Annotated in this window: 19 protein-coding genes; 12 read left to right on the forward strand and 7 right to left on the reverse strand. The window is 40.2% G+C overall.

Annotated elements, in window-relative coordinates; translation table 11 throughout:
- The first annotated feature begins 14 nt into the window (after positions 1–14).
- A complete protein-coding gene (locus ACYVFA_RS20275; protein WP_460473680.1) occupies positions 15–1,100 on the forward strand; it encodes an o-succinylbenzoate synthase in 1,086 nt (361 codons plus the stop codon).
- Between the two features lie 120 nt (positions 1,101–1,220).
- Here ACYVFA_RS20275 and ACYVFA_RS20280 read toward each other — a convergent pair whose 3' ends face one another.
- A complete protein-coding gene (locus ACYVFA_RS20280; RefSeq protein ID WP_460473681.1) occupies positions 1,221–2,735 on the reverse strand; it encodes an McrB family protein in 1,515 nt (504 codons plus the stop codon).
- A gap of 431 nt (positions 2,736–3,166) precedes the next feature.
- Here ACYVFA_RS20280 and ACYVFA_RS20285 point away from each other — a divergent pair, with 431 nt between their 5' ends.
- From ACYVFA_RS20285 to ACYVFA_RS20300, 4 genes are all read left to right on the forward strand, one after another.
- A complete protein-coding gene (locus ACYVFA_RS20285) occupies positions 3,167–6,448 on the forward strand; it encodes a SusC/RagA family TonB-linked outer membrane protein (protein WP_460473682.1) in 3,282 nt (1,093 codons plus the stop codon).
- A 28-nt stretch (positions 6,449–6,476) separates the two neighbouring features.
- Positions 6,477–8,156: a RagB/SusD family nutrient uptake outer membrane protein gene (locus ACYVFA_RS20290; protein WP_460473683.1), complete on the forward strand. Its 1,680-nt coding sequence runs from the start codon at positions 6,477–6,479 to the stop codon at positions 8,154–8,156.
- A gap of 50 nt (positions 8,157–8,206) precedes the next feature.
- Positions 8,207–8,923 (forward strand): hypothetical protein, encoded by a 717-nt coding sequence (locus ACYVFA_RS20295; RefSeq protein ID WP_460473684.1) that lies wholly within the window; start codon positions 8,207–8,209, stop codon positions 8,921–8,923.
- Between the two features lie 126 nt (positions 8,924–9,049).
- Positions 9,050–10,291: a monooxygenase gene (locus ACYVFA_RS20300; protein WP_460473685.1), complete on the forward strand. Its 1,242-nt coding sequence runs from the start codon at positions 9,050–9,052 to the stop codon at positions 10,289–10,291.
- Between the two features lie 92 nt (positions 10,292–10,383).
- Here the strand turns inward: ACYVFA_RS20300 and ACYVFA_RS20305 are convergent, their stop codons facing one another.
- Together ACYVFA_RS20305 and ACYVFA_RS20310 are read right to left on the reverse strand one after the other, a co-directional pair.
- Positions 10,384–10,911 carry a thioredoxin domain-containing protein gene (locus ACYVFA_RS20305; RefSeq protein WP_460473686.1) on the reverse strand — a complete coding sequence of 176 codons (528 nt, stop codon included), beginning with the start codon at positions 10,909–10,911 and terminating at the stop codon, positions 10,384–10,386.
- A gap of 229 nt (positions 10,912–11,140) precedes the next feature.
- Positions 11,141–12,460: an alkaline phosphatase D family protein gene (locus ACYVFA_RS20310; protein ID WP_460473687.1), complete on the reverse strand. Its 1,320-nt coding sequence runs from the start codon at positions 12,458–12,460 to the stop codon at positions 11,141–11,143.
- A gap of 78 nt (positions 12,461–12,538) precedes the next feature.
- Here ACYVFA_RS20310 and ACYVFA_RS20315 point away from each other — a divergent pair, with 78 nt between their 5' ends.
- From ACYVFA_RS20315 to lysA, 5 genes are all read left to right on the forward strand, one after another.
- On the forward strand, positions 12,539–13,429 hold the full coding sequence (locus ACYVFA_RS20315; RefSeq protein WP_460473688.1) for a diacylglycerol/lipid kinase family protein: 891 nt from the start codon (positions 12,539–12,541) through the stop codon (positions 13,427–13,429).
- A 475-nt stretch (positions 13,430–13,904) separates the two neighbouring features.
- Positions 13,905–16,301 carry a TonB-dependent receptor gene (locus ACYVFA_RS20320; RefSeq protein ID WP_460473689.1) on the forward strand — a complete coding sequence of 799 codons (2,397 nt, stop codon included), beginning with the start codon at positions 13,905–13,907 and terminating at the stop codon, positions 16,299–16,301.
- 6 nt (positions 16,302–16,307) lie between these two features.
- Positions 16,308–17,294 (forward strand): DUF4249 domain-containing protein, encoded by a 987-nt coding sequence (locus tag ACYVFA_RS20325; protein WP_460473690.1) that lies wholly within the window; start codon positions 16,308–16,310, stop codon positions 17,292–17,294.
- Positions 17,295–17,369: 75 nt separating this feature from the next.
- Positions 17,370–17,762, forward strand: a complete 393-nt coding sequence (locus tag ACYVFA_RS20330; protein WP_460473691.1) for a DUF3127 domain-containing protein — start codon at positions 17,370–17,372, stop codon at positions 17,760–17,762.
- A gap of 322 nt (positions 17,763–18,084) precedes the next feature.
- Positions 18,085–19,305 (forward strand): diaminopimelate decarboxylase family protein, encoded by a 1,221-nt coding sequence (lysA, locus tag ACYVFA_RS20335; protein WP_460473692.1) that lies wholly within the window; start codon positions 18,085–18,087, stop codon positions 19,303–19,305.
- 2 nt (positions 19,306–19,307) lie between these two features.
- Here lysA and ACYVFA_RS20340 read toward each other — a convergent pair whose 3' ends face one another.
- Positions 19,308–21,224: a sialate O-acetylesterase gene (locus tag ACYVFA_RS20340; protein ID WP_460473693.1), complete on the reverse strand. Its 1,917-nt coding sequence runs from the start codon at positions 21,222–21,224 to the stop codon at positions 19,308–19,310.
- A gap of 241 nt (positions 21,225–21,465) precedes the next feature.
- Between ACYVFA_RS20340 and ACYVFA_RS20345 the strand changes: the two genes are divergently transcribed.
- Positions 21,466–22,677, forward strand: coding sequence for an acyl-CoA dehydrogenase family protein (locus tag ACYVFA_RS20345; RefSeq protein ID WP_460473694.1), 1,212 nt, complete (start codon positions 21,466–21,468; stop codon positions 22,675–22,677).
- 40 nt (positions 22,678–22,717) lie between these two features.
- Here the strand turns inward: ACYVFA_RS20345 and ACYVFA_RS20350 are convergent, their stop codons facing one another.
- Positions 22,718–23,353: a DUF4230 domain-containing protein gene (locus tag ACYVFA_RS20350; protein WP_460473695.1), complete on the reverse strand. Its 636-nt coding sequence runs from the start codon at positions 23,351–23,353 to the stop codon at positions 22,718–22,720.
- A gap of 269 nt (positions 23,354–23,622) precedes the next feature.
- Between ACYVFA_RS20350 and miaA the strand changes: the two genes are divergently transcribed.
- Complete coding sequence (gene miaA, locus ACYVFA_RS20355) at positions 23,623–24,555, forward strand: tRNA (adenosine(37)-N6)-dimethylallyltransferase (protein WP_460473696.1); 933 nt, start codon at positions 23,623–23,625, stop codon at positions 24,553–24,555.
- A 2-nt stretch (positions 24,556–24,557) separates the two neighbouring features.
- Here miaA and ACYVFA_RS20360 read toward each other — a convergent pair whose 3' ends face one another.
- Positions 24,558–25,337 (reverse strand): helix-turn-helix domain-containing protein, encoded by a 780-nt coding sequence (locus tag ACYVFA_RS20360; RefSeq protein ID WP_460473697.1) that lies wholly within the window; start codon positions 25,335–25,337, stop codon positions 24,558–24,560.
- Positions 25,338–25,346: 9 nt separating this feature from the next.
- A complete protein-coding gene (locus ACYVFA_RS20365; protein ID WP_460473698.1) occupies positions 25,347–26,429 on the reverse strand; it encodes a winged helix DNA-binding domain-containing protein in 1,083 nt (360 codons plus the stop codon).
- Positions 26,430–26,499 lie beyond the last annotated feature (70 nt).

Raw genomic sequence — 26,499 nt, forward strand, 5'->3', positions numbered from 1 at the left:
TACGCATTTTTTCGATGGGGCTGAAAGCTAAATGGTTTAAACACTTACTGAAGTTCAAATTCGAGGCGGGGACTTCTCGAGGTGTTTATACCGAGAAAGAAACTTTCATTTTGCACATTGCTGATACCGAAAATTCTTCGGTGTTTGGATTGGGTGAAATGGCCCCTCTACAAGGTTTGAGCATTGATTTTGTACCTGATTTTGAACAGGTGCTGAACAATGTATGCGATACTTTCAACAGTCTTGATTTAGAGGTCTTCCCCTGGAATCTGAATATTCTTCTCTCGCAACTCATTGACGAAGCCTTCCCCTCGGTCAAGTTCGGTTTTGAAACTGCTCTGCTCGACTTTATGAACGGTGGCAAAAGGATTATTTTTGATAATGACTTTGTAGATGGCAGAAAATCTATTCCTATCAATGGCTTAATCTGGATGGGAAGTAAGGAATTTATGGTGAGTCAGGTAGAAGAAAAGCTAGCGGCTGGATTCAATACTTTAAAGCTAAAAATCGGAGCGATTAATTTTCAGGATGAACTAGCTATTCTGGCATCTATCAGAGAAAGATTCACGCCCGAACAAATCAGTCTGCGGGTAGATGCTAACGGGGCTTTTCCGGTAGACGAAGCAGAAGAGAAATTAACTCGGTTGAGTAACTATCAATTGCATAGTATCGAGCAGCCAATTAAGGCGCATCAAATCGAAGCGATGGCAAACCTGAGCGAAAAAGGTATTGTGCCAATCGCCTTAGACGAAGAATTGATTGGTGTGAGCGATTATGTGCAAAAAATGCAGTTGTTGAAGAAAATCAAGCCGCAATATATTATTCTGAAACCGACTCTATTGGGTGGTTTACAACATTGCCGCGAATGGATTGAAATTGCTTCCAGATTACAGATTGGCTGGTGGATTACTTCTGCACTTGAATCAAATATCGGCCTCAATGCCATTGCCCAGTTTACAGCCGAATATAAAAACCCGCTTCCGCAAGGATTAGGTACAGGTGCCCTATACCATAATAATATAGAGAGCCCACTTACGGTTGAAAATGGGTCTCTGAAATATGATACTGAGAAGGGTTGGGATTTGAGTCTTTTGGGCTAGCGTGTCTCAGACTATATCTTCATTCATTTTTATGAGTTTGTCATCTGAGTGCAATCATTTACTGCCAAAAATATGCGTGACACGCGCTTTTGCAGACGAGTATACGCGTGCCACACAGGCCTAGGTATTTAAATAAATTCTCTTCAATATCTCTACATCCAACTCCTGATTGATAATATATCGATAAGTCTCATCATCATAGTTATCCAGATTTTTGCCAAATACATCCCTGGTTCTGATAGTTTCTCTTAAGATAATGTCCTGCCCTAAAATCAGACGTATCTTTTCCCAGTCGTTATAAAAATATTCTTGTAGCAATGGAATGATTTTATTGAGAAATATCCGGTACAAGTCTTCTGCCGATTCAATTTCAAGAAAATAGGCATGACCTATGGTATGATTGCGGTCTAGCAAAAACTCTATGCGCTGGTTGAGCTTGATTAATAGTTTTTCTAAATCAATGCCATCTATTTCTTTTAATAAATAGGGCTTCGGCAGGAGTTCCTGGAATTCGAATCTTCGTCTTAGGGCTAAATCCAATAAGGCAATCGAGCGGTCGGTAGTATTCATAGTACCAACAATATGCAGATTAGCCGGAACCCCGAAACATTCCTGCGAATAAGGCAATGTCAACCAGAGTTCGTTTGTGTCCCCTAAGCGTTTATCTGTCTCAATCAGAGTGATTAATTCGCCAAAGACTTTTGAGATATTGGCCCGATTCAGTTCATCTATAATTAAGACATGGCTTTCAGCATTTCGAAGTTTTCTCTCGCGGTTTTCTTTATTATCATCTATACAAGCTGCAAAGCTTTTGTATCCGGCCTTTTTCAATGCTTCCAGACAGGCTTTATAAAAAATACCTTTCACTACTTCATAATGTACTTGTCCGCCTTTAGAAATGGGTCTTAAGCCTTCAATAAATTCTTCGTAGCTGTATGATTGATGGAAAGTGATAAACTCAGCCTGCGTTTTTTGAGCAATATTTTGTGCTTCAAAGGTCTTGCCAGTGCCTGGAGGACCATAATAAACCAGATTCAGCGGAATAGCCAGTTTAGCTAAATAGCCAGTATCGTCTTCATTTACGATTATTATATCTTCCACATCGGCAGAATATGGCGTTTCAGGATTATCTATTTCCCAGAAAAGCTCGTTTCTCAGGTTTTCATTTTCGGCAATTTCATAGATATAGGGGTTGTGTCGTTCTTTTCTGGCACTTGATACCGCCATTGCTTTTAGTTCGTCCAGACATTCCTGCCAAGCGCTTCTTATCTTGGTATCTTCAATTAAATGTTTCTCTTCAAAGGGAATATGTGCGTAAAAATAATCAGGATTACTCAACGGAGAGATTTCAATCGTTGTGTGTTTTGAGAATAACTGCTCATGTCGTTTACAGAATAGCATATCAAACCATACACCCTTTTTACGTCTGAAATCAAGGGCAATATAGTTATTTATGTTGGCTGTAATAGCCTTATCCTTACGTATAGAAAAAGCGATGCGAGGGTCGTCGACACCAAGGTTAGTTACTTCGATTAATTCTTGTAAAAGTACAAAAAACCTCAAAGAAGCCTCTTTATTACCAATTTCCTGTAATTTTCTTATAAGTAACTCCTTATTTGAAGATGGCGTAATCATTTTTTCGTCTATATATTTTTTATAATCATATCAACAATATTTTTTTTCGTCGCAACAAAATGAATTTTATCTATTTTTGAGTAGTACCCTAACCCTTTGTACTTAAAATAGAATACTTATTTCGATTAAAAATAAGTATTTTTTACTATTAAGCTCTACTCTAAAAAGGCAAAAAACACATACATTTCAGTAATTTCAGAATTTTATTTGGCTTTTTCCCAATTTACTAAAATATAACAAAACCTTGTACTCTATTTATAAAAAGAATAAATTAATAAAGTTTTTTATAATTTTTCTTGTATTTATTTTCTTTATTTCTAAAAAAAGTATAAGTTTATTCTGTGATGGCCAGAGATAGTTATTTTATACTTTTTTGTAAAATTAGTTATTTCTATCGCATCATGTTTTAATAAACCTAAACTAAACTGTTCATGAAAAAAACTCTACTTCTCAGTTTACTGGGAGTCTGGCTTGCTATTGCCGCAACTGCGCAAACAAGGAAGATTACCGGTAAAGTGACCTCTTCAGATGATGGCTCTTCCCTGCCGGGTGTTTCTGTTCAAGTTAAAGGTACTGCCAAAGGTACGCAAACAGATGTAGATGGCAATTATTCTATTGAAGCTACTTCTGGCGCCACCTTAGTTTTTAGTTTTGTTGGTATGAATACCAAAGAAGAAAAACTGGGCAATCAGTCTGTTCTGAATGTGTCTTTAGGTGGCGATACGAAGCAACTATCAGAAGTTGTGGTAACAGCCATTGGTATTCAACGTGAAAAACGTGCCTTGGCGTATGCCGTATCTAATGTTAAAGCAGAAGACCTGCAACAGCGCTCGGAGCCTGATGCACTCAGAGCCCTGAATGGCAAAGTGCCAGGGGTTAACATCATTGCCGGTGGCGGTGCGCCCGGGCAGGCTACCCGTATCACCATTCGTGGTAATAACTCATTTGCCGGTAATAACCAGCCTTTATTCGTTGTAGATGGTATTCCGTTTGATAACTCGGTGAATGCCATAGACGGTTTCAATATGAATACCGTTACTTCTAACCGTGCGTATGACATCGATCCTAATAACGTAGAGTCATTAACGGTATTGAAAGGTGCAGCCGCTTCAGCGCTTTATGGTTCTCGTGCAGCTAATGGCGTGGTGGTTATTACGACCAAAGCAGGTAGCAAAAATGCTAAAAAAGGCTTAGAGGTTACTTATGCTTCTTCTTATTCTACTGAGAAAATCTCTACTGTTCCTGATTATCAGAATACCTATACACAAGGGTCAAACCAGACTTATAATGGTGGTTTCATTGGTAACTGGGGAACAGTGTTTCCATCAGAAGTTGACCGGGTGAATCAGGCTTTGGGTTTTGAACGTTATTCAAAAGTAATTGATGCCAATTATCCTGCCGGACAGGTTCCTCACCCATTAGTAGGGGTTGCGTATGGAGCAGCCCGTTATACTTCTGTATTTCCGAATTTACTGGATGCCAATGGCAAACCAGTAGGTGTAGAGTTAAAACCACATGATATTATCGGAGGGTTCTTCCGCACAGGTAGCGTATTCGAAAATAGCCTGAATATCTCTTCAACTGGTGATAAAACGACCATCAGCGCAGGTGCTTCACGCATGACAAATAAAGGTATTATCCCGAACTCAACTGCCAGCCGTACTACCCTGAACTTTGGAGGGAATGCAGTTCTGGCAAATAAGATTACGATGAGTGGTAATGTAAACTACGTAAATACAGAGCAACAATCGCCACAATCTGGTGCAGGTTACTATGCTGACTACGGTGGGTTGGGCTTTGGGGGTTCTATCTACGGGCGTTTATTCTACCAACCACGTAACTACGATTTGAATGGATACCCATTCGAAAACCCTGTGGATGGTTCAAACGTTTATTTCCGTGCGTTGGATAACCCGCTCTGGACATCAAAATACAATCTATATAATAGTACTGTAAACCGTGTATTCGGTAATATGGCGCTGAATTATGATGTTACTCCATGGTTGAATCTGACTGCTAAAGGCGGTATGAATACATATAGCGAGACTCGTCGCAGTGTTTTTCGTCCGGGTGGTGCCAGTGTTCCATTGGGAAGTGTAAGCCGTCGTGATATTACTAATACTGAAATTGACTTCACGTTCCTGGCTACTGCCACTAAGGATTTCGGCGAAAAACTAAATATGCGACTGATGGTAGGTTTCAATGCCAACCAACGTTCCAAGAGTTACAGCTCTGTTACAGGTAATACAGTTATTGACCCGAACTTACCTGTAATTGGTGGTACTAATGCGCAGTTTGCTTCTGAATATCGTGAAAAAAGAAGACTTTATGGCTTCTTCGCTGAATATACTGCTGGCTATAACAATATCCTGTTCCTGACAGCAACCGTTCGTAATGACCACTCTTCTACTCTACCAAAAGCCAATAATAGTTATTTGTACCCTTCAGTAAGTGCTTCATTTGTATTCACAGAGGCGTTCAAAATACCAACTAATGTATTGAGTTTTGGTAAATTGCGTGCCAACTACGCTAAAGTAGGAAAGGATGCCGATCCATATCAGGTTTATACAGCCTATAACTTAGGAGCTACTTATTATAATGCCACTCCTATTTCGTCAGAAAGTTTACCAACTACGCTGAACAACGCCGGATTAAAACCTGAGTTTACGGCTGAGGTAGAGGTAGGTGCTGAATTGCAATTCTTCAAAAACCGTATTGGTCTGGACGTCGCTTATTTCGACCGTACTTCAACCGATTTGATTGTAACAGCTCGCGTGCCAACCTCAACAGGTTTTGATTATAAAGCGACCAATGCCGGAAAAATCAAAAATAAAGGGCTTGAAATCGGCTTGAACCTTGTGCCTGTAAAATTGAGCAATGGCTTCACCTGGAACTCTTTTGTAGCCTTTACCCGTCTGCGTTCTGAAATCGTTGATGCTGGTCCGAGTGGTGAATTATTCCTGGGTGGTACTGGTCTATCATCAACAGGTACGATGCACCGCAATGGTTATCCGTATGGGATGATTTACGGATCTAAAAACTCACGTGATGCAGATGGTAAATTATTGATCAGTCCAATCAATGGTTTGCCAATTCTGAGCCCTACTTCTGATATTATCGCCAATCCTGCTCCTAAGTTTACCGTAGGCTGGACAAACACCTTCTCATTCAAAGGCTTTACTCTGACAGCTTTGATGGATTATCGTCATGGTGGAAGTATGTTCTCGGCAACGGCTGCTTCTTTATTATTGAGAGGCCAGTTGAAAAACTCTGAAGACCGCGAAGGTATGCGCGTAATTCCGGGTGTATTGGGCGACCCTCAAACTTATAAACCATTGCTGGACGAATCAGGTAAAGAAATCAGAAATACGATTCCGATGACAGCCTTCCAATACCATTTCTCAAGCGGTTTTGGTGCTTATGGAGCAGATGAGACTAATATCTATGACATCACTACCATCCGTCTGCGTGAGGTTTCGTTGGGTTATGCAGTACCAAAGGCTTTCCTGAAGAGAATATTACCATTCTTTGGAAGCATGAGAATTTCAGGTTCAGGCAGAAATCTTTGGTTTAAAGCACCAAATATGCTACAAGGGTTGAACTTCGACCCAGAGGTATTATCAAACTTTGCCGATTCAAACGTTCAGGGTTTCGACCTGGGGGCTGCTCCTTCTACTCGTCGTTATGGAGTTAACCTTGCAGTAACATTTTAATTCCGGGAAAACCTAAACATCAGAAACAATGAAATTAAGATATATATCAAAATTAGTGCTGACAACTGGTATTGTCGGTATCATGAGTAGTTGCGATATGACGGAACTGGACATTAACCAGGATTTGAACCGCCCGTCGGTAGCTGCTGTAAAACTCTTGTTGCCAACAGCTGAAACAGCTGTGGTGAATACGCTTACTACTCTTTCTCAAAACTCATTGGGTTTTGCAGGTTTATTGAGTAGTGCTGATAATTATGATTTGAATAATCAATCGTATAACGGTACATGGAATGCGTTCTACCGTGATATGAACAATGTGCAGGCCATTATCAATGCCAGTGCTAACAGCCCGCATTATCTGGGTATCGGGCAGACACTGAAGGCTTTGGCTACTGGTAATTTTGTAGATATGTTTGGCGATGTGCCTTACTCAGAAGCATGGAAAGGAAATGCTGAAACGGCGATTCTGACACCAAAATTTGATAAGGACTCTGATATTTATGAAGACTTGATTAAGCTATGCGACCAGGCCGTAGTGAACCTTTCAAAAACAAGCCCTGTGTCAGTAGCTACCGAAGGGGGAGATTTTCTTTATAAAGGAAGTATCGCCAAATGGATTAAATTAGCTAAAACAGTAAAAATCAAGCTATTACTAACCTCTCGTAAAGGTCGCGCCAGTGGCAACGCTGATTTAAAAGCTGCTTTAGCCGCAGGTGGATACATTACAGACCCTGCCGATGATTTTATGTTTAAATTCAGTACCTCATCAGCACCAGAAGGCCGTCATCCTTGGTTTACTTCTGCTTATCTGGCAGATAATGGTTTTGCCTATCCAAGTCACCAGTTGATGTCTGAAATGATATTCAATAAAGATCCTCGTCTGGATTTCTACTTCTACCGTCAGACAGATAAAATTCTTGATCCATCGAACCCAACTGACAGAGGCACTATTCCTTACGGAGGTTCTTATCTGGTATTGAAACCAGCTTTCTGGGAAAAATGGAACACGGTATTTGGCAAACCAACCAAAGCTGATTCTAGCTATGTAGCCGGATTCTTCGGTCGCGACAGAGGAGATAATACAGGTGTGCCACAAGATGGTGCTTTACGTACGGCTCCCGGAACTTATCCTGCGGGTGGTTTATATGGTGGCCGAAGTGTAGCTGCCAAAGCCTTGACAGGTGGTAGAGGCTCAGGCAATGGTATCTGGCCTTTATTGACCAGCAATAACGTTAAGTTTTATCAGATTGAGTCTATCCTTGATGGTGGTGGTGATGGCAATGCCAGAAGCATATTTGAAGCCGCCATGAGAGAGCATATCAAACGTGTAGTTGATTTAGGTTTAAGTGTAGATGCAGCCAATGCCAAAGCTCCGGCAAGCACCGATATTGATGCCTATGTGAATAGTATGTTGAGCCTATATGATGCAGCCCCATCAAATACAGCTAAATTGAATGTAGTAATGAAACAAATGTGGTTCTGTTCGTGGGGACAAGGGAATGAAATCTGGAATGCATTGCGTCGTACGGGTTATCCGTCAACCATCAACAACCCGATTATCAAGCCTTCCCGTCAGTTTGCGTTGCGCTTGCCTTATCCATCTCAGGAGGGTAGTTTGAACTCAAATGCTACACCAAAACTAACAGAAGTGATTTTCGACAGAGACCCTGTATTCTGGGATAAAATTAAATTGAAATGGGAGTTTTAATCAATGGTTTTACAATTTAATTAATCTCAAAAATTTTAATTGATTACAACATGAAAAAAATATTAAGCCTTTCAGTCATTACATCTCTCTTGTTTGCGTTCAGTGCATGCCGGGATGAATCGCTAAATCCCCTTCCGGGTTGGGATCCGGGAGTGCATGCCTTCACGGTTTTTGATGGCATCAATTTCAATGGAAATATTCTGGCAAGACCTCAGCCTTATGAAGTAGCCAATGCAAAAAATTTCTCTAAGACTAGCCAGAACACCTCAAAAGTTGACCTGAAAACCCGTTGGGTATCCTTAGACAATAAATTGACGGTAAGCAAAATCGAAATTTATGTGCGAGTATTAGAGTCTTATAACGACCCAGATGGTAACCCCAAAGTAGCCGATCTGAGCGAAAACGGTAAAGGTAAACTGATTACTACCATCAGTACTCCTGCAGCTAACCGCCAATGGAATACTTATAGTATTTCGGCGCAACAAGTATATGAGGCATACAAAAATGCTTCGGTTGCTTATGACAAAGTAAATAAAGTGAACGTGTTTAATAACCCGGCAAGACCCCGTCCGGCGGGCGCCTGGTTCAGACCGGCCGAGACAGCCGGTTATGGCAGTGTAGGTGCTGATAGTTTTGTAGTTACGTGGGTATTAACTACCAGCGATGGTCAGGTATTCAATACCTGGAATCCTGACTCGATCTGTGCAGACCCAACTCCGGTTTCTGAGGCTAACTCGAACTGTCAGTTGACCTTTACTGTCCGTTAGGTTTATAGTTTGTTTATTAGGATAAATACCCCATTCCCTCTATTCCCTTCTCCAGATTGGCTACTTTATGCCAAACTGGAGAAGGATATGGATGGGGTTATTTTCCACCAGATATAATTGCTATTTATGCGGCAGGTTTTGTTTTTCTTTCTTCTATGCGTTAGCTCTGCCGCTTTTTCTCAATCAGCAAGCGAGATAAATTTCTACGACCATATTGCACCCATCATTCACAAAAACTGCACGCCTTGCCATCAGCCTAATCAAACAGCACCATTTAGCTTGATAAGCTACGAAGATGTGAGCAAAAGAGGAAGATTCATCGGTAAAGTCACGCAGGCGAGATATATGCCACCTTTTCCGGCAGATAGAAAATTCCAATCTTACCTGAATGAAAGAAGTCTGACTGTTGGCGAAATTGCCACTATTCAACTCTGGATTGAAGGTGGCATGAAAGAAGGGGTAAAAAAAACAGAGAAAGAATATAAACCTATTATTTCAAACAATGAAGCTGTACCCGATTTAGTGCTGAAAATGCAAAAACCTTATGGCATTGCAGGAGATAACAGCGAAGATTTCCGCTTCTTTAGTTTACCTACACACCTGCCCCAAGACCAGTACATTACCTCTATTGAGTTTTCGCCTGGCAATAAGAAATTAGTCCATCATAGTCGTCTGATGGTTGATACTACTAACCAAATACGAGAAATTGATGGCCTGGCTGAAACCGACCCTAAAGTAGTTGAGTTTCAGAAAACAGCCTTGAAGGAAGAATTTCTCTATGGTTGGGTACCTGGCAATGACCGTATTTATTTTCCACCTGGCACGGGAGTTAAATTGAATGCCCATTCTGATTTTATTCTGAATATGCATTATGCGCCCTCGCCAGTGAGTAGCATCGACCAATCAGAAATCAGGCTCTATTTTGCTAAAAACCCTGTTGAAAGAGAAGTAAAGAACTTTACCCTGCGTGAAAACGATATATCTAATAAGCCTTTTATTATTAAAGCAGGAGAAAAACCGACCTTTTATATATCAAAAAAAATAAACAAAACCGTCTCTTTGATTTCTGTTTTACCACACATGCACCTCATTGGCAAGAGTTTGAGAGCATTTACTGTCACACCCTCTGGCGAAGTAATCAATCTGGTAAAAATAGATAAATGGGATTTTAACTGGCAAATGACTTATCAGTTTAAACAACTACTCAGAATTCCGGCAGGTTCAACTTTTATTGTAGAAGCGACCTATGATAATACAGCTGACAATCCAGAAAATCCTTTTGACCCTCCAAGGGACATTACCTATGGTTGGGGAACGACTGATGAAATGTTGAATCTGGTTTTGTATTATGTGGAGGAGAGAGAGTGATTTAGTGATTGCAATTATTTACTAAATATCCGGGTTCATTAAAAGATATTTTTTAATCATTCAATCACTAACTCACACAATCACTCAATAAACTAAAGCGCACACCCAATAGCTTCATGATAATTAATTTTCACGCTTTCACCTTTTATCAAAGCTTCAATTGTATCTAGCAGATAGTTTTCTGTGGCTTGGGCTCTGTTTTTACCTAAGCTATAAAACCAGTTATCTATGGCTCCGTGATAAACGGTTACGCCCAGATTATTGAGCAAAAATACTTCGGGAGTTACACTGCCCCCGAGCCGGTGAAGCAATTCTCTTTTTTTATCGAAATAAATGGGTAATTCAAATTGAAAATCCTTTTTGAACGAATTAATGGCGTTTAAATCGATATATTTATGAGGATACACTACATAAACTCCGATACCCAGCGGGCTATATTTCTGATTGATTTCTTTGAGCAGTTTGGTATATTTTTCACAGATAGGGCAATCAATATCAAAAAAAACAATTATTGAGGCTTTATTCTGGCTGAGGTCGGAGAAATTGAATTTTGAGGTATTATCGCTTTTGAGTTTTTGCCCGTAAGAGCTAAGGGTAATAAAACCATAAAGTAAAAACATTAACAGAGATTTTGTTTGTCTCTGGTTTAGGTATTTTTGCTTTATGGTTGTTTTTGAGTTCATTTTATATTTTTTTGTAGAGACGTAATGCATTACGTTTCCATTGGCCTGCGATAGTCAAACAAATTATTTATTGTTTTTTGCCTTTAAACATCATTTGTTGGATTAGACAGGCCCATGAGACGTAATGCATTACGTCTCTACAAAAAACAATATATTTCCCATCATCCTACCTCAATTCACTAGCCTTAATCTCTTTTGTCCATAATTCTTTGCCGTCTTTATCCAATACATTGATTTTTAGCACTCTGCCAGTACGAGGGCCAGATATTTCCAATAAACCGTAATTGTGTTTGGTAACACTTGTACCTTCTACATAAGGAGCATCAGCCTCTTCTTTTACTGGTTTTGAGGGGCCTGAGGTCAAGGCTGAAATGGTTAAATCGTATAAAGGATAAGAGCCTGGACGGTCGACTTTGCAAAGGGATGTCCAGTGGCGGTCTCCACTGATAAAGATAACACCAGGAATTTTCTCTTTGGTTATCAAATCAAATAATTGATTGCGTTCTTCCTCATAATTGGCAAAGTTTTCGAATATCTTCGCCGGATTACCTACCTGTCCACCTACAATTACAAATTTAAATGGCGCATTCGAGAATTTCAAAGCGTCTACCAGCCATTGAACCTGTTTTTGTCCAAAATACTCTCTGCTGCCAGTAGTGCGTTCATTGGGTGTTCTCCACCAACGGTCGTCCATTAGAAAAAACTGACAATCTGACCATTGGAAAGAGCCCGTTACACCCTCGTCTTTAAAAGTATAATTCAGATTCCCCCAGAAAAGCTTAAAGGCATCCAGCGTTTGTTTTTTACTCACAAAACCTCTATCGGCATCATTAGGGCCGAAATCATGGTCATCCCATATGGCGTAGTTATGTATACTGCCTAGCATCGGTTGCATTTCAGGCAACGAACGGGTGTGGGTATAGCGTTTCAGAATACCCGTTTTAGTGTTCCAGTCTACTTCTCTCAGGTAGATATTATCACCGCTCCACAACATAAAATCAGGCTTTGATTGATAGATGCTAGTGAAGATTTCATATTCAGAACCATAAGGTGTACCCGGCCGATCAAAGCCATCTTCATTGATGTAAGCACAACTTCCTACTGCAAACTTGAATGCAGGTGGATCTGTGCGCCATTGCCAAAGGCTTTGCGTCTGGAACTCTAAGGGATAATTGATTGCTACTTTCTTTTTATCAACCCAAACTTCGTAGCTATATTTTTTACCCGGCAATACTTCATCAGCTACCAATTTTGCTACAAAAACATCCTCCTTAGTGGTTTTTACTTCGTCGGTTGAATATTTTATGGCTGGTTTTTCTTTGTCCCAATACACAAATTTTACCGAAGCCGCTTTTTTGGTTTGTACCCAAAGCATCACTTCACGCATTTCAGAATAACCCAGCATCGGCCCTGATTGTATCTGTGCGGAAAGCGAAGATGCACCGATTAAAACGATGAGTACTAGCAGATGTAATTTTTTTATCATAATATTAAGAAATTATTATTCGCGAATCCCGACAAAATTAACCTATTCTGAACAAACCTTGTATTAAACTTCTGTAAAATGCCTAAGAAACTTCTTTTGCTGGTTAATCCTTATTCGGGTTCGGGCAAAAGTCTAGCAGCCTGCGAATATCTCAAACGAAACTTACCAGGCTATGAATTTAACACCCTTGTGAGTCAATATAAAGGTCATTTTGTTGATTTCTTACAAAAAGAAGACTTAAGCCAATATGAGAAAATCATCATCTTTGGTGGCGATGGTACCATGCACGAAGTAACCAATGGTATTGCCGAAAAAGGCGCTACCCCTCCCCTTCTGCTATTCCCTTGCGGTGGTGGGAAAGCGCTCAATCATGATATCAATAATCTGGATTGGGAAAGTTCAATGCAGAAATTCCATCAGAATAATATCAAGCAAATAGACATCTTTAGGGTAGAATTCCCGAATGCTCCTGTTAACAAAAAAATGCTTTATGGCTTCAATATTATTGGCTGGGGTTTGGTATCGAACATTAACCTGACGGCAGAGAAACTGCGTTGGCTGGGTGGTTTGCGATATAGTCTGGCAGCCATTATCCATATCTTTAAGAATCCTAAATTTGCAGGAAAAGTAACAGTGGATGAGGAGACATTTACAGGCAATTTCTGCTTTGTTTTGGCCTGCAATACCCAGCATACCGGAAAAGCCATGAAAATAGCACCTTTGGCTGTACTAGATGATGGACTATTGGATATTCTGGTCATTAAACACGTACCATTTTTTCATCTACTTCGCTTATTTCCTTTAATTTTCTCAGGCAAGCATATTCACTCACCATTGGTAATTTATAAAAAAGCCAAACGTTTCAGCATTGAGGCTGAACCTCTTATATTAGTGATTGATGGGGAAGTAAAAGGAGAAACGCCTGTACAGGGTGAAGTATTGGGGAATAGGATTGAGATGATTGTGTGAAACACAGACCTGTTTGGCACGCATAAGTACTCAGTGAATAAAGCTACTTATCAACATATAATCCGAGTTACCAGCAATTATATAGTCCAAAGTAAGTGTGACACGCGCTTTTTCTGACGAGGATACGCGTGCCACACTTGATAGACACTTGGCCTACTCCCCAGTTATCACCAATCCCACAATACTAAACCCACCGTCTTTTTCTGCGAGGATATAATGGTTCGTTTCTCTGGATATCTGCGTATGTGCATCATCATAATTCTCCCAGAATACTTTACAGACCACGATTGTTTCTGAGACTCTTACAAGGCCAGTTCTATCAGCTTCGGCATACTTTTACTCTTTAAATAAGTATTTCAGCCATTCTCTATGAAGGTGGAGTAGTTGCTCAGGGAAACACTATTTCTTCTGAAATGTTCAATAATGCTTCTCAACGCTCGTTATTCATAAGAGTCAATCTTGCGAGAACGCTTTTATGAATAAACTTTTTACTTTTTTTTTCCTCTTACTCACTACCACCACTTTCGCACAGAATCGCTTTACTGTAAGCGGCTATATCCGTGAAAAAGGCAGTCAGGAACAATTAATCGGGGTAAATGTCTATCTACCCAATTCATCTATTGCCACTACCTCCAATACCTATGGATTTTATTCGCTTACCCTTCCCGCACAGGATTCGGTTACGGTTATTTATTCCTTTGTGGGCTATCAGCGCATCGAAAAACGAATCGGTCTGCAAAAAAATCTGGAACTGAATATTGATTTAGAACCAGCCAATCAATTGCAGGAAGTAGTGGTTTCTGCCCGAAAACAGGAAGAGAAAGTCAGTGAATCAGTGCAAATGAGCACCATAGATTTGCCTGTGAATCAGATAAAGAAAATTCCGGCTTTTCTGGGCGAAAAAGATGTGTTGAAGGTATTGCAACTGATGCCCGGTGTGCAGAAAGGCTCTGAGGGACAATCGGGGATTTATGTACGCGGCGGTGGTGCCGACCAGAATCTGATTATTCTGGATGATGCCATTGTCTATAATGCTAATCACTTGTTCGGCTTCTTTTCAACTTTCAATGGTGATGCACTCAAAAGTGTAGAGCTTACTAAAGGTGGTTTCCCTGCCCGATATGGTGGTCGCTTATCGTCGGTGATTGATTTGAATATGAAAGAAGGCAATAAAGAAAAGCTGCATGGAGAAGGTGGCATCGGGCTAATTTCTTCAAGATTGACACTCGAAGGCCCTATCAAAAAAGGAAAATCTTCTTTTCTAATATCAGGTCGACGCACTTATCTGGATGTCATTGCCCGTCCTTTTATTAAGGCTCAGGCCGAGAGTGACAGCAAAGAAAATGGGGGCTATTATTTTTACGACCTCAACGCCAAACTGAACTATGATTTCGGGCGGAAAGATAAAGTTTATCTGAGTGGCTACTTCGGACAAGACCGCTTCTATGCCGATTCAGAAAATAGTTCTGAAACCAACGAATCGAACCTGAACTGGGGGAATATTACGGCTACCGCCCGTTGGAATCATTTATTTAACGAAAAGCTTTTTGCTAATACATCTTTTATTCTAAGCCGTTATCAGTTTGGTATCGGTAGTTTTTATAGAGACAAAGTACAATCGTCGGAAGATTATACTCTGAAATACAATTCCAGAATCAATGATATTGGAATCAAAAGTGATTTTGATTACTTCCCAGACCACAGGCATTCTGTGCGTATGGGTATTGCTGCTACCCGCCATCGTTTTATTCCGTCGGCTATTGTGTTGCAAAGCAATCAGGCGAATCTGGATAAAGAAGCGACACCGATTGATGTGCTGGAATCAGGCATTTACGGTGAGGATGTCTGGAAAGTAACCGATAAATTCAAAATGAATGTAGGGATGCGCCTGAGTTATTTTCTGGCGCAACAACGTAATTATATTCGCCCGGAACCACGTTTTTCGGCTGCTTTAAAACTGGCAGAAAATCTATCAGCGAAAGCTTCTTATGCCGAAATGAATCAGTTTGTGCATCTGCTCTCAAATACTGGTATTGGTTTACCTACCGATTTATGGGTACCTACTACCAAACGGGTAGCTCCACAAAATTCGAAGCAGGTGGCAGCAGGCATCGCCAAAGATTTCCCGAAGCATGATTTGACGCTGACGGTAGAGGGATATTATAAAGTCATGAACAATATTCTGGCTTATAAAGAGGGATCAACCTTCTTAAATCTGGATGGATTGGGCGCACAGGAAGTCAATTGGGAAGATAATGTAACAGCAGGTAAAGGATGGTCTTATGGTGGTGAATTTCTCTTGCAACGCAAGGTTGGGCGTTTTTCCGGCTGGGTAGGTTATACTTTATCATGGACACAATGGCAATTTCCTGAACTAAATGGAGGTAAGAAATTCTTCCCGAAATATGACCGCCGACATGATATTTCGGTAGTAGGGATTTATGAATTAAGTCCTAGAATCACACTTTCGGGTACCTGGGTATATGGCACCGGTAATGCACTCACTTTACCTATTGCCAACTACGATGCCTATACCGATCGATTTAATAATAACCGGAGAAACCCGACATTTCTGGACCGTATCCAGTGGAGTAGCCAGCGGGTAAATGAATATGGCGAAAAGAATTCGTTCAGAGCAGAAGCATATCATCGCTTAGACTTTGGGATTCAGTTTCATAAGAAACTCAAACACCACGAACGTACCTGGGAATTCAGCTTGTATAATGCCTATAACCGCCGGAATCCGTTCTTTTACGACCTTTCAACAGAAATAACGGCGAATACCACCTCTGGGACAGAGACCAAAACAGTATTGAAAAAGTATTCATTATTCCCGATTGTGCCTGCTTTTTCCTACAATTTTAAATTTTGATTAGACATGAAACATATCATTCAAATACTATTGATAGGGATTACAGGAGGTTTATTTTCCTGTGAAAGTCTGGTGACTACCATTCCCGAAAGCAAGCTACCGAAAGGCACAGAAAAAGTGGTTTTGCACGCCTATATTACCCCGCAAGACACGGCTATACTGGTAAAGCTTACGGCATCAAGTCCTTTATTGGGCATACATAAAAACAACGGTTATGGATATGCCATTATAGGCAACGATACTGTTTATTACACAGGTGGCGTGATAGAAAATGCCACTATTATTTTATCTGACTCTAAAAAACAATCGGTTAGTATCCCTTATATCAAGCGTGAAGGACTTTATATGCTGGATGCGCGCCAGTTTCCGATTGTAGCAGGGGAAACTTATACCATTACGGCAGAAACGCCTAAGGGTAATGTTGAGGCCAGTTGTACAGTACCCAAAGATATTACTCCTGTAACCGCCTATACCATAGATACGCTCCGAGAAGGCGGTTTTAAGACTTACCGGATCAATTTCGACTGGAAAGATCTTCCCTCACAAACAAATTACTATACCATGAAGGCCAGTATAAATGCTAGAATGCTATTATTACCTACACCCGGCAATCAGTATAATATTCCAATGGAAAGAATCATTACCTATACAGGCTACTGGGATGAAGAAAACCGACAGGCACAATACCAGACCGATACGAACCGCGATGGAGCGGTGTTTTCAACTCCTACCGGAATTCTTCAATATAGCAATGAGGTTATGACTAATAACGGCGACCGATACAAAGCCTCTGTTATAGGTAAAAATGTCAATATTTATTTAGAAGTCCTGAATACCGATAAAAACTATTATGATTATCATAGGGCTGTGCGCATTAATAACAGACAGGGTGGAAACCCATTTGTGGAACCTGTGCCTATACCTACCAATGTCAGAAACGGATTGGGTTGTTTTGCGGCATCTAACAAAGCCATACAGTTAATTGTTTTCTAATCTACCTGCTTGGGGTTTTATTTATTGTTATTGCTTTGTATCTTTGCGGCCTTATTCTTTAATACTTTTAATCAAATGGAAATTACAGGTAGAATCGTACAGTTATTGCCTCTACAAACAGGTCAGGGTAAAAATGGTGTCTGGAAAAAACAGGATTTTGTGATAGAAACCGAAGGACAATATCCTAAAAAAGTTTGTATCTCGGCATGGGGAGACAAGGTTAGCGAGCAAATGCTGGTTGTAGGCAAAGAAGTAAATGTATCTTTCGATATTGAAAGCCGTGAGTTTAACGGACGTTGGTATACCGATGTAAGAGCATGGAAAGTAGAAGAAGCAGGTGGTGGCGCTCCGGTTGAACCATATTATGCAGCAGCAAACCAACAGACAAGTGCTCCATCAGCCAATAAGGCTCCGGCACCTGATTTCTTGATTACGGCTGAAGATAGCAAAGATGATTTGCCGTTTTAATCAGAAAAAATATATCTGAAGTTTATTGAAACACAGAGATTGATGAATCTCTGTGTTTCTTTGTAAATAATAGAGAGATAGTATGTGTTGTTGGCTGGGAAATAGGGGTTGATAAAAAACATAATGATATGATAATTGGTAGGGGTTCAAAATTTTGAACCCCTACCACAACAATAGAAATCCTAGTATAAATCATATCAAATGTCTGTATTTTTAAAATTATCCTATTTCCTCTCCATCATTTAATATATTTCTACAAAAATCAATTGTACTAAACACCTCATTAATTCATTCTTAAATAGCTGTTTTTACAGCAAAAGCTATGTTTTCTATTCAGAATTATACAGTTGAGTCTTTAGCCAATCAATTCGGAACACCTTTGTATGTGTATGACGGCAATAAAATTGAGGAACAAGTCGGCAAGATGCGCAAGGCATTTGCAGGTACCAACCTTAAGCTAAAATATGCCTGCAAGGCACTTACCAACATCAATATAATGAAATTGATGCGAAAGAACGGAGTAGATATTGATGTGGTTTCTACACAGGAAGCTCACCTGGCAATTCTGGCCGGATACGAGCCGCATCAGATACAATATACGCCAAGTGGTGTAGCTTTTGCCGAAGTGCAGGAAGCCGTAGCACTGGGTTTAAGAATGAACCTGGATTCGTTGCCCTTATTAGAGAAATTCGGACAAACATATGGTAATTCATTGCCTATCTGTTTACGTATCAATCCGCATATTATGGAGGGTGGTACCATCAAAATCTCTACCGGGCACAAAGATTCTAAATTCGGAATTTCGATTGAGCAAGCTGACGAAATATATGAGATTGTACAGAAATACGATTTGAGAGTAGTTGGTCTTCACCAACATACCGGCTCAGATTTCAAAAATGCGAATGTAATCATTGATGCCGCAGAGAAGCTGTTCGACTTAGCTTTCAAATACTTCCCGAATCTGGAATTCATCGATTTGGGTTCAGGCTTTAAAGTAGCCTACCGCGAAGACGACCACGTGACGGATATGGAGAAACTAGGCAAAAGCGTAGTGAAAGTATTTAATGAATTCTGTGAGAAATATGGTAGAGAAGTACAGCTATGGTTTGAGCCGGGTAAGTTTCTGGTGAGTGAGTGCGGGTATTTATTGACAAGTGCCAATGTGGTGAAACATAATCCTGCACGTAATTTTGTGGGGGTAGATTCGGGTTTAAACCATTTGATTCGCCCGATGATGTATGATGCTTATCATGAAATCATCAATGGGTCGAATCCTGAAGGAGAAGAGAAAGAGAAATATGATATTGTAGGCTATATCTGCGAGACTGATACGCTGGGGAAAGACCGTACGATTCCGACTGTAAAAGAAGGTGATATTATTGTGATAAAGAATGCCGGGGCTTATGGTTTCTCTATGGCATCAAACTATAATTCACGCTTTCGCCCGGCCGAGGTATTGATTTACAATGGCGAGGCACAATTGATCCGTAAGCGTGAAACAATGGAAGACATCCTGAAAAATCAGGTTGTGTTAGATATATAATATTAATCAGGGCATCCCGTTACACTGACCTCAAAAGTAGAATTATTAGTAGTTTCAAAACCTGCTTTTAATTCTACTTTTTTGCTGAATGCATATTTGGTATTGGCCCTTATTTTTTGAGTTGATTCAATTTTCTGGCTCTTTTTTATGCTTGTTCCGGTAATAGTACCCGATAGCACAAGCAGATTATTCGCACAATCACTTAAGGTTATAGATTTTGTCTGGCTATAATCAGACTCTGAGGTTGGGTTTATCTTCTTTATCCGGTAATAGACTTTTTCTATATTATCTGTATTTAAATTATCTGTATAAACACCACCGTTGACCCGTGCAATTTCAGCAAAACCGTTTTCAGTGCTTTTTCTTCTTTCAATAATGGTAGTATTGGCATTATTAAAAAATAGTCTCAATTGCCCTTCGGTGATATATCTGATTGAATCAATTTCTGAATTAACCAATTTATTTGCAATAGGAAACTGATAAAATGCCAGGGCTCTTAAACCTCTGCTATTTTTCAGATGAACCTGTTGCTGAGGCGGATTAAGTCTGGAATAAGATGGCAGATAAGTTAAAAATCCACCATTAATAGAAGAATTAAGTTTCAGTATAATTTTATTTCCCTGTGCCACTCCGCTTTCTACCAGATAAGTATTCGCATCGGTTGTGCTATTGACAAAGAAAGCGTTTCTCATCTGCCATAGTCTTGAATCGACCATTGTATCAGCCGGATAGCGCATTTGTTGTCCCTGTTCAAATTCGAGTGTAAGCGTGCTATCAACAGCCGAGTAAAATACCTTCTGAATATCAGGCGGGTGTAATTCAGCATTTTGTGGCGCATGATAGGTATCTCTTTGTATCATACTGAAAATCTCACTGGTTAATTGTTGATTCCCTTCTTTTGAATGATGGAATCCATCGACCAAAGCTATGCCAAGGGCAGTTGTAGTTTCAAGTCCATCAAACAAATATTTGGTTCTTCGTATATATTCACGCAATTCTCCTGCTTTTTCCAAAAAACTACATCCCTGTATCGCCAATTGTATATTATAGAATTTATCCCATCCACCAAAATCTGCTTTCATGTGATTATATAAATTCGCAAAATGTATCGGATAATTATCTATTTCTATTGGATTCCCACAGGCTTCTGATTCACCATGCCGCCATACAATTCCCTTTATTTTTCCTATGGCATTTGCGTATTTAACTCGGGCATATAATTGCCCGTAGGAAGTCCACGGAGCCATCGGGTTACTCTCTATCCTTTCGCTTAATTGTTGAATCCCCAACCCTCCTTTTGCTCCGTTAATGATACAGGTGGGAATACCGTATTTCTGCAGAATGAGTTTTTGCAGGTGCATCCCTATTCCGCCAACATGTGCAAAGGGTTGCCCGCCCGAAAACCACTTCAATTCAGATGGCTGGTAATTAGTGCCTTCATAATCGAAGTTTCTGAACAAACGATCATCAAAATCTCTATATAATTCTTCTATGCCACCCGCAGCTATCATATTCGATTGCCCATACAAAACATAGAAATCTCCGCACACGATTCGTTCTCTTCGGCAAATCTCTACTGAATCCCCTGTCGGATTGTGTAAATAAATACTGAAATTATACTCATGGGGTTGAGCGTAGATTTCGACCTGAAACTGAAAGGGAAAGGGCTGCGAAAAATTAGTGCGCAGCGGTGAGGCTTTATGAAAAAAGAAAGCATTGTCTTTTTTCACATAAACACTGATTCTCCTGAAATCGGAAGGTTCAATCATACCAGCCAGCTTGACTATTGCTTTATTGGCATTATCTCTTGCGAAGAGTTGCAAATCTTTGGGCAAATCAGTAAAATTAACCTGAGCCTGACAACAGGCATGAAAGAAAAGAATGCACAGCGACATTCGTAACACAAGCAAAAACTTCATACTTTTTTAACAACAGCAGACAGCAGCCCTGTAATTGTATATTTTTTAGATTTTGGGTACAGTTTGGTTCAGTAAAAATAGCTCTGATTTTCATCAAAACAAGGTTAATTCTGAAAATTGTTCTCAGAATTAGTGTTTGCAGGCGAAGACACCTATCGATAAATTGTAAAAAGTGATCAGGATCATTTGACTACTTTGTGAGATTGTTTACATTTGAAGCATCAACCATAAGAGTACTGACATGATCGCCTCTGAACAAAATTTCCATCGCTCAAGTAAAAAAGATGCATTTGAATCACCCGATTTTTATGGGATTGATGATTTACTGACCGAAGAGCATCTGATGATTCGCTCGGCTGTTCGTGATTTTGTGAAGCGGGAAATCTCACCCATTATTGAAGATGCCGCCCAACGTTGCGAATTTCCTGAGTTTATTGTGAAGAAATTTGGCGAATTGGGCGTTTTCGGCCCAACAATTCCGGTTGAATATGGCGGACAGGGGTTGGATTATATATCCTATGGATTGATGATGCAGGAGATTGAACGGGGAGATTCAGGGATGCGCTCTACGGCATCGGTACAGGGCTCATTGGTTATGTTTCCTATCTATAAATATGGTAGTGAGGAACAAAAACAGAAATTTCTGCCTAAGCTTGGAAATGGAGATTTCTTAGGTTGTTTTGGTTTGACGGAGCCAGATTTTGGCTCAAATCCAAGTGGCATGACCACTCATTTTGTAGAAGACGGTGACCATGTGATTCTGAATGGTTCTAAAATGTGGATTTCGAATTCACCTAAAGCAGATGTAGCTGTGGTGTGGGCAAAGAATGAACAAGGACGCATTAAGGGCTTGATAGTAGAACGCGGCATGGAAGGATTCAGCACGCCTGAAATACATGGCAAATGGTCATTGAGAGCAAGTATTACGGGTGAGTTGGTATTTGATAATGTAAGGGTTCCTAAAACCAATATCTTACCAGATGCCGATGGATTGAAAGCGCCTATGTCGTGCCTCGATAATGCCCGCTACGGCATAGCCTGGGGTGCTTTAGGTGCTGCGATGGATTGCTACGATTCTGCACGTAGATATGCCATGGAACGCATCCAGTTTGATAAACCGATTGCGGCCTTCCAGTTAACACAAAAGAAACTGGCTGAAATGCTGACTGAAATTACCAAAGCGCAACTGGTTTGCTGGCGATTGGGGAATCTGAAAAACCAAGGTAAAGCAACCTCAGCACAAATCTCGTTAGCGAAGCGAAATAATGTGGCAATGGCACTTGAAATTGCCCGTGAAGCCAGACAAATACATGGAGGGATGGGTATTACTGGTGAATATCCGATTATGCGCCACCAGATGAACCTCGAATCGGTAGTGACCTACGAGGGCACACATGATATACATTTATTGATTTTAGGCAATGCCATTACAGGGATTGCGGCGTTCAAATAATTTATTGAGTGATTTAGTGATTAATTAAACTTGTTTATTGCTATTGTACCTCCTGAAAATCACCGAATTCAGATAACTCTTTTTTATTGTTAGTCTCCAGTTGCTTGTAGTCGATTTCCCAATTAACACAGGCAGCTAGTTGATTCATCATTAGGCCTATCTGGCGGTTGGCTACTTTGGGCAAGTCGCTTTCCAGTGCTTTTTCCTGCATCAGTTTCTTGGCTTCATTCAGGATATTGGTATAGTCTTCATGGCTGAATTTATTGAGCCAGCCCTGGTCTATGTCATAAAATTTATAGTCGGTATCAATAGAGATTACTTCGGCAGCTGGAAACGCTTCTACTATCAGTTTGCGGGTGGTTTCATCTCGTCTGACTTTCATTTTACCAAAATCAAACCCTACCGAAACCTTTGCTCTTGACACTACCAATGCCTTTTTATTGATTTTGAAAAGCCCCCAGAAGTCTTTCTTGCTGCTATGGTCGTAGATCTCGGTAAAATATCCCTCGGCTACTACTACTTTGAATACTTTCTCTATTCGTTCAAGTAACAGAGTTGATTCACGTCGCAATTGCTCGCGGTTATCACGTATTTTCTTGCCGTACATCCAATTAAAAACCTGCCAGGCGGCAATTCCACCTACACCAAGCGCTAAAATAAAAAGCAGAAAGTCCATGTTTTCCAAAGCGTAATTTTTTAATTGAGACGTAAAATTCAGATAAGGGTTTCTTAATCAAATATAGAAATATTACGGTATGATGCTGTTGTCTTTAGATCATTTTGTTTTTCATAGTCCTGGGCTGTTACTTTTTTTAGCTGAAAAAAAGTAATAGCCCAGGACCATGAAAACAAAAGAACATAAGGCATATAAGAGTTCTTCATTTATAAAGATATATCATAAGCCGTTTTTCAGTATTTTTGCAGCTAAAAGCACTTTAAATAAACTTGACACAAACACCCAGTAAATACTTAATTCTATTAGTCGGCCCAACTGCCGTTGGCAAAACTGACTTGGCTATAAAATTAGCTCATCAACTGGATACTGAAATTATTTCAGCGGATTCAAGACAGTTTTACAAAGAACTCAGTATCGGTACAGCCAAACCAACTAAAGAAGAAATGGATGGCGTTGTGCATCATTTTATTGATTCGCATAGCATTGATACCTATTATAGTGCCGGAGATTTTGAGAGAGATGTCATCAGAATATTGGAAGAAGATATTTTCAAACGGAAAGACGTAGTAATCATGACCGGGGGCTCTGGCTTATTTGTGAAGGCTATCACTGATGGCTTGGATGATATGCCTGAAGCGCCATTGGCCTTGCGCGAAAACCTGATGCAAAGACTAGAGACTGAGGGTGTGGCGATATTAGCAGAAGAACTTAAAAAGCTTGACCCGGAATACGCTGCCACTGCTGATTTACAGAATTCTCAAAGAGTAGTGAGGGCTTTGGAAGTTTGTTTGAGTACGGGCAAACCATTTTCGGAATTTCATAAAAAGACTAAAGTAAAGCGAAGTTTTGAGTTCATCAAAATAGGCATTGAACGCCCACGGGAAGAACTTTACGACCGTATCAACCGACGTATGGATATGATGCTGGCTAATGGTTTAATGGACGAGGTGAAAGGCTTGACCAACTATAAAAACCATAATGCCTTACAAACGGTAGGTTATAAAGAGGTTTTTGAGTTTCTGGATGGTGTGTATGATTACCCGATGATGGTTGAATTATTGAAACGCAATTCACGAAGATATGCCAAAAGACAAATGACCTGGTTCAAGAATCAAGATAATTTTCAATGGTTTAATGCCGAGGATTCTAAGGGAGTTTATGCATATATACAATCGGAAATTAAAGCTGACACTGATTCATAGAGTCATTTATGAGAATTGTTTTTCTTATTGAAATAAGTTTCCGGTGTTTCGCCGGTAAAGACCTTGAAATCATGAATGAAATGCGCCTGATCAAAATAGCCTGCATCATATCCTAATTCTGTCAATGATTTTTCATGAGTGGATTCTTTCAACAAAGCATTGAACCGGACGATTGAGGCAAATTTTTTGGGTGATGCCCCTACTATCTTTCTGAATCGTTTTTCAAGAGGGCTTTTACTTGTATATAATTGTTTAGCCAGTTCACTAATTCGGATATTACCTTTAGCCAATTGAATCTGCTGAATAGCTGATTGTACCAGTGCATCGGCCTGGATAGGTTGTAAATGGTTGATCAGAAATTGCTCGATTATATCAATCCGCTGCCGGGCAGTCTGTGCCTCAGATAATCGTTCTTCTATTTCATTCAGTAGCGACTTCCCTGTAAAATTCTCTAAAGAAACGCTTTCTCCAAACAACTCATGCATAGGTGCTTTGAAAAAGTAAGCGGCTCCTGTTTCATTGAAGAAAACCAGCACTGTACCAATATTATTTGAATTCTGAAATATTCTGAATTTATCCTGCAAGCCTGTAATTCCTGCGGTATCCAGAGGTTTTACACTGATGTCTTCAATCGTTGCCAGACGCCCTCTGTATTGAAACCCCATCACCAGCGAAGTGCCGGGCAAAACCTTATATTCTGCCTCCTGAGTAGCCTCAGAAATAGCTAATAACCTTATATAAGGTTTCAGTATATCGCTCGGAATGTAGGTAACCAGGCTCATAATAATCTATTACTCAGTATCATCAATAGCCCCACCAAAGAAAGTCTTCAATCGGTTGACAGACTTCTCAACAATGGCGTTTTCTTGCTCATTAAAGGCATAAAATGGGGCAAGCTCAACGTTTATTTTTTTATTTTTTATGGTTCTTTGCCAGGCCCCTGCAATCGTTCCGTTGATAATAATCATACGGTTAAATGGAAAACCATTTTTTTCCTGATTAATAACAACTTTATTCTTAGGCAACGAAATGGCTTCGCGGTTTTTATAAGCAATACCGTATTCGTCATAATCGGGCATCAGAAACGAATGTGTCGGGTGTTCTATTTCTTTTGGATTGGCAGGTGCATAAATGTACTCCTGCCCATTTACTTTTTTATGAATAAAGTATGGAGGGAGATTAGCTATGCCTGCTTTGGCCTCTTTCATGGTTAAACCCGACCACCAGACAAAATCCTGTGCTGTGGCTGGGCCTCTGCTGGTAAAATATCTCAATGCCAACTGGCTTAATGCTTCTTCCTGACTTAATGGTTGAGTAGCTGGCACGCGCTCATCAATCAAGGCATAGGTAAATTGCTTACCCTGACGTGGGCCGCTACAGATAATCCCATCCAGTTCGGCCTGCATCATGATACAGCTTAAAGCAATGGTATCTGTTGCAATACCAGCCTCCTGAAACGCGGTATTTAAAACAGCGCGGGTAAGCGATTTGCCACCCTCCAGGTTTTTGACCATAATATCATTGCACTTGTTAAAAACCGAGCTATCCAGACCGTTTTTTCGATATTGATAGGCATTGAAGGCATGCACTCTAGGGGCTGTCAATGCCGATAACCATCTGATGTCGGCAGGGCTTACGAAATGCCACGTTGGGCGCATGAGGTGCGTACGCAAAATCTTGCCCTCGTCGATGGCTTGCTCTATCTGGATTTCATTAACACCATTTACTCTCAATCCTATCGCCCATTTTGACATGGCGTATTCCTGCGCCTGAACCGCTACCAGCCATGAAACCACTTCTTCTGGTCTGGTCAATTGGGTTTCAGTAATCTGTTGGTTATAAAGCCTATGTGCAATGATTTCGTTATTGGTCATGTGTATTCTGCGTTTGTAATTTAATTGATAAAATTACAAACAAAGTCGCATTTTTCAATAACCTGTTATA

The sequence above is a fragment of the Emticicia fontis genome, assembly GCF_054779675.1.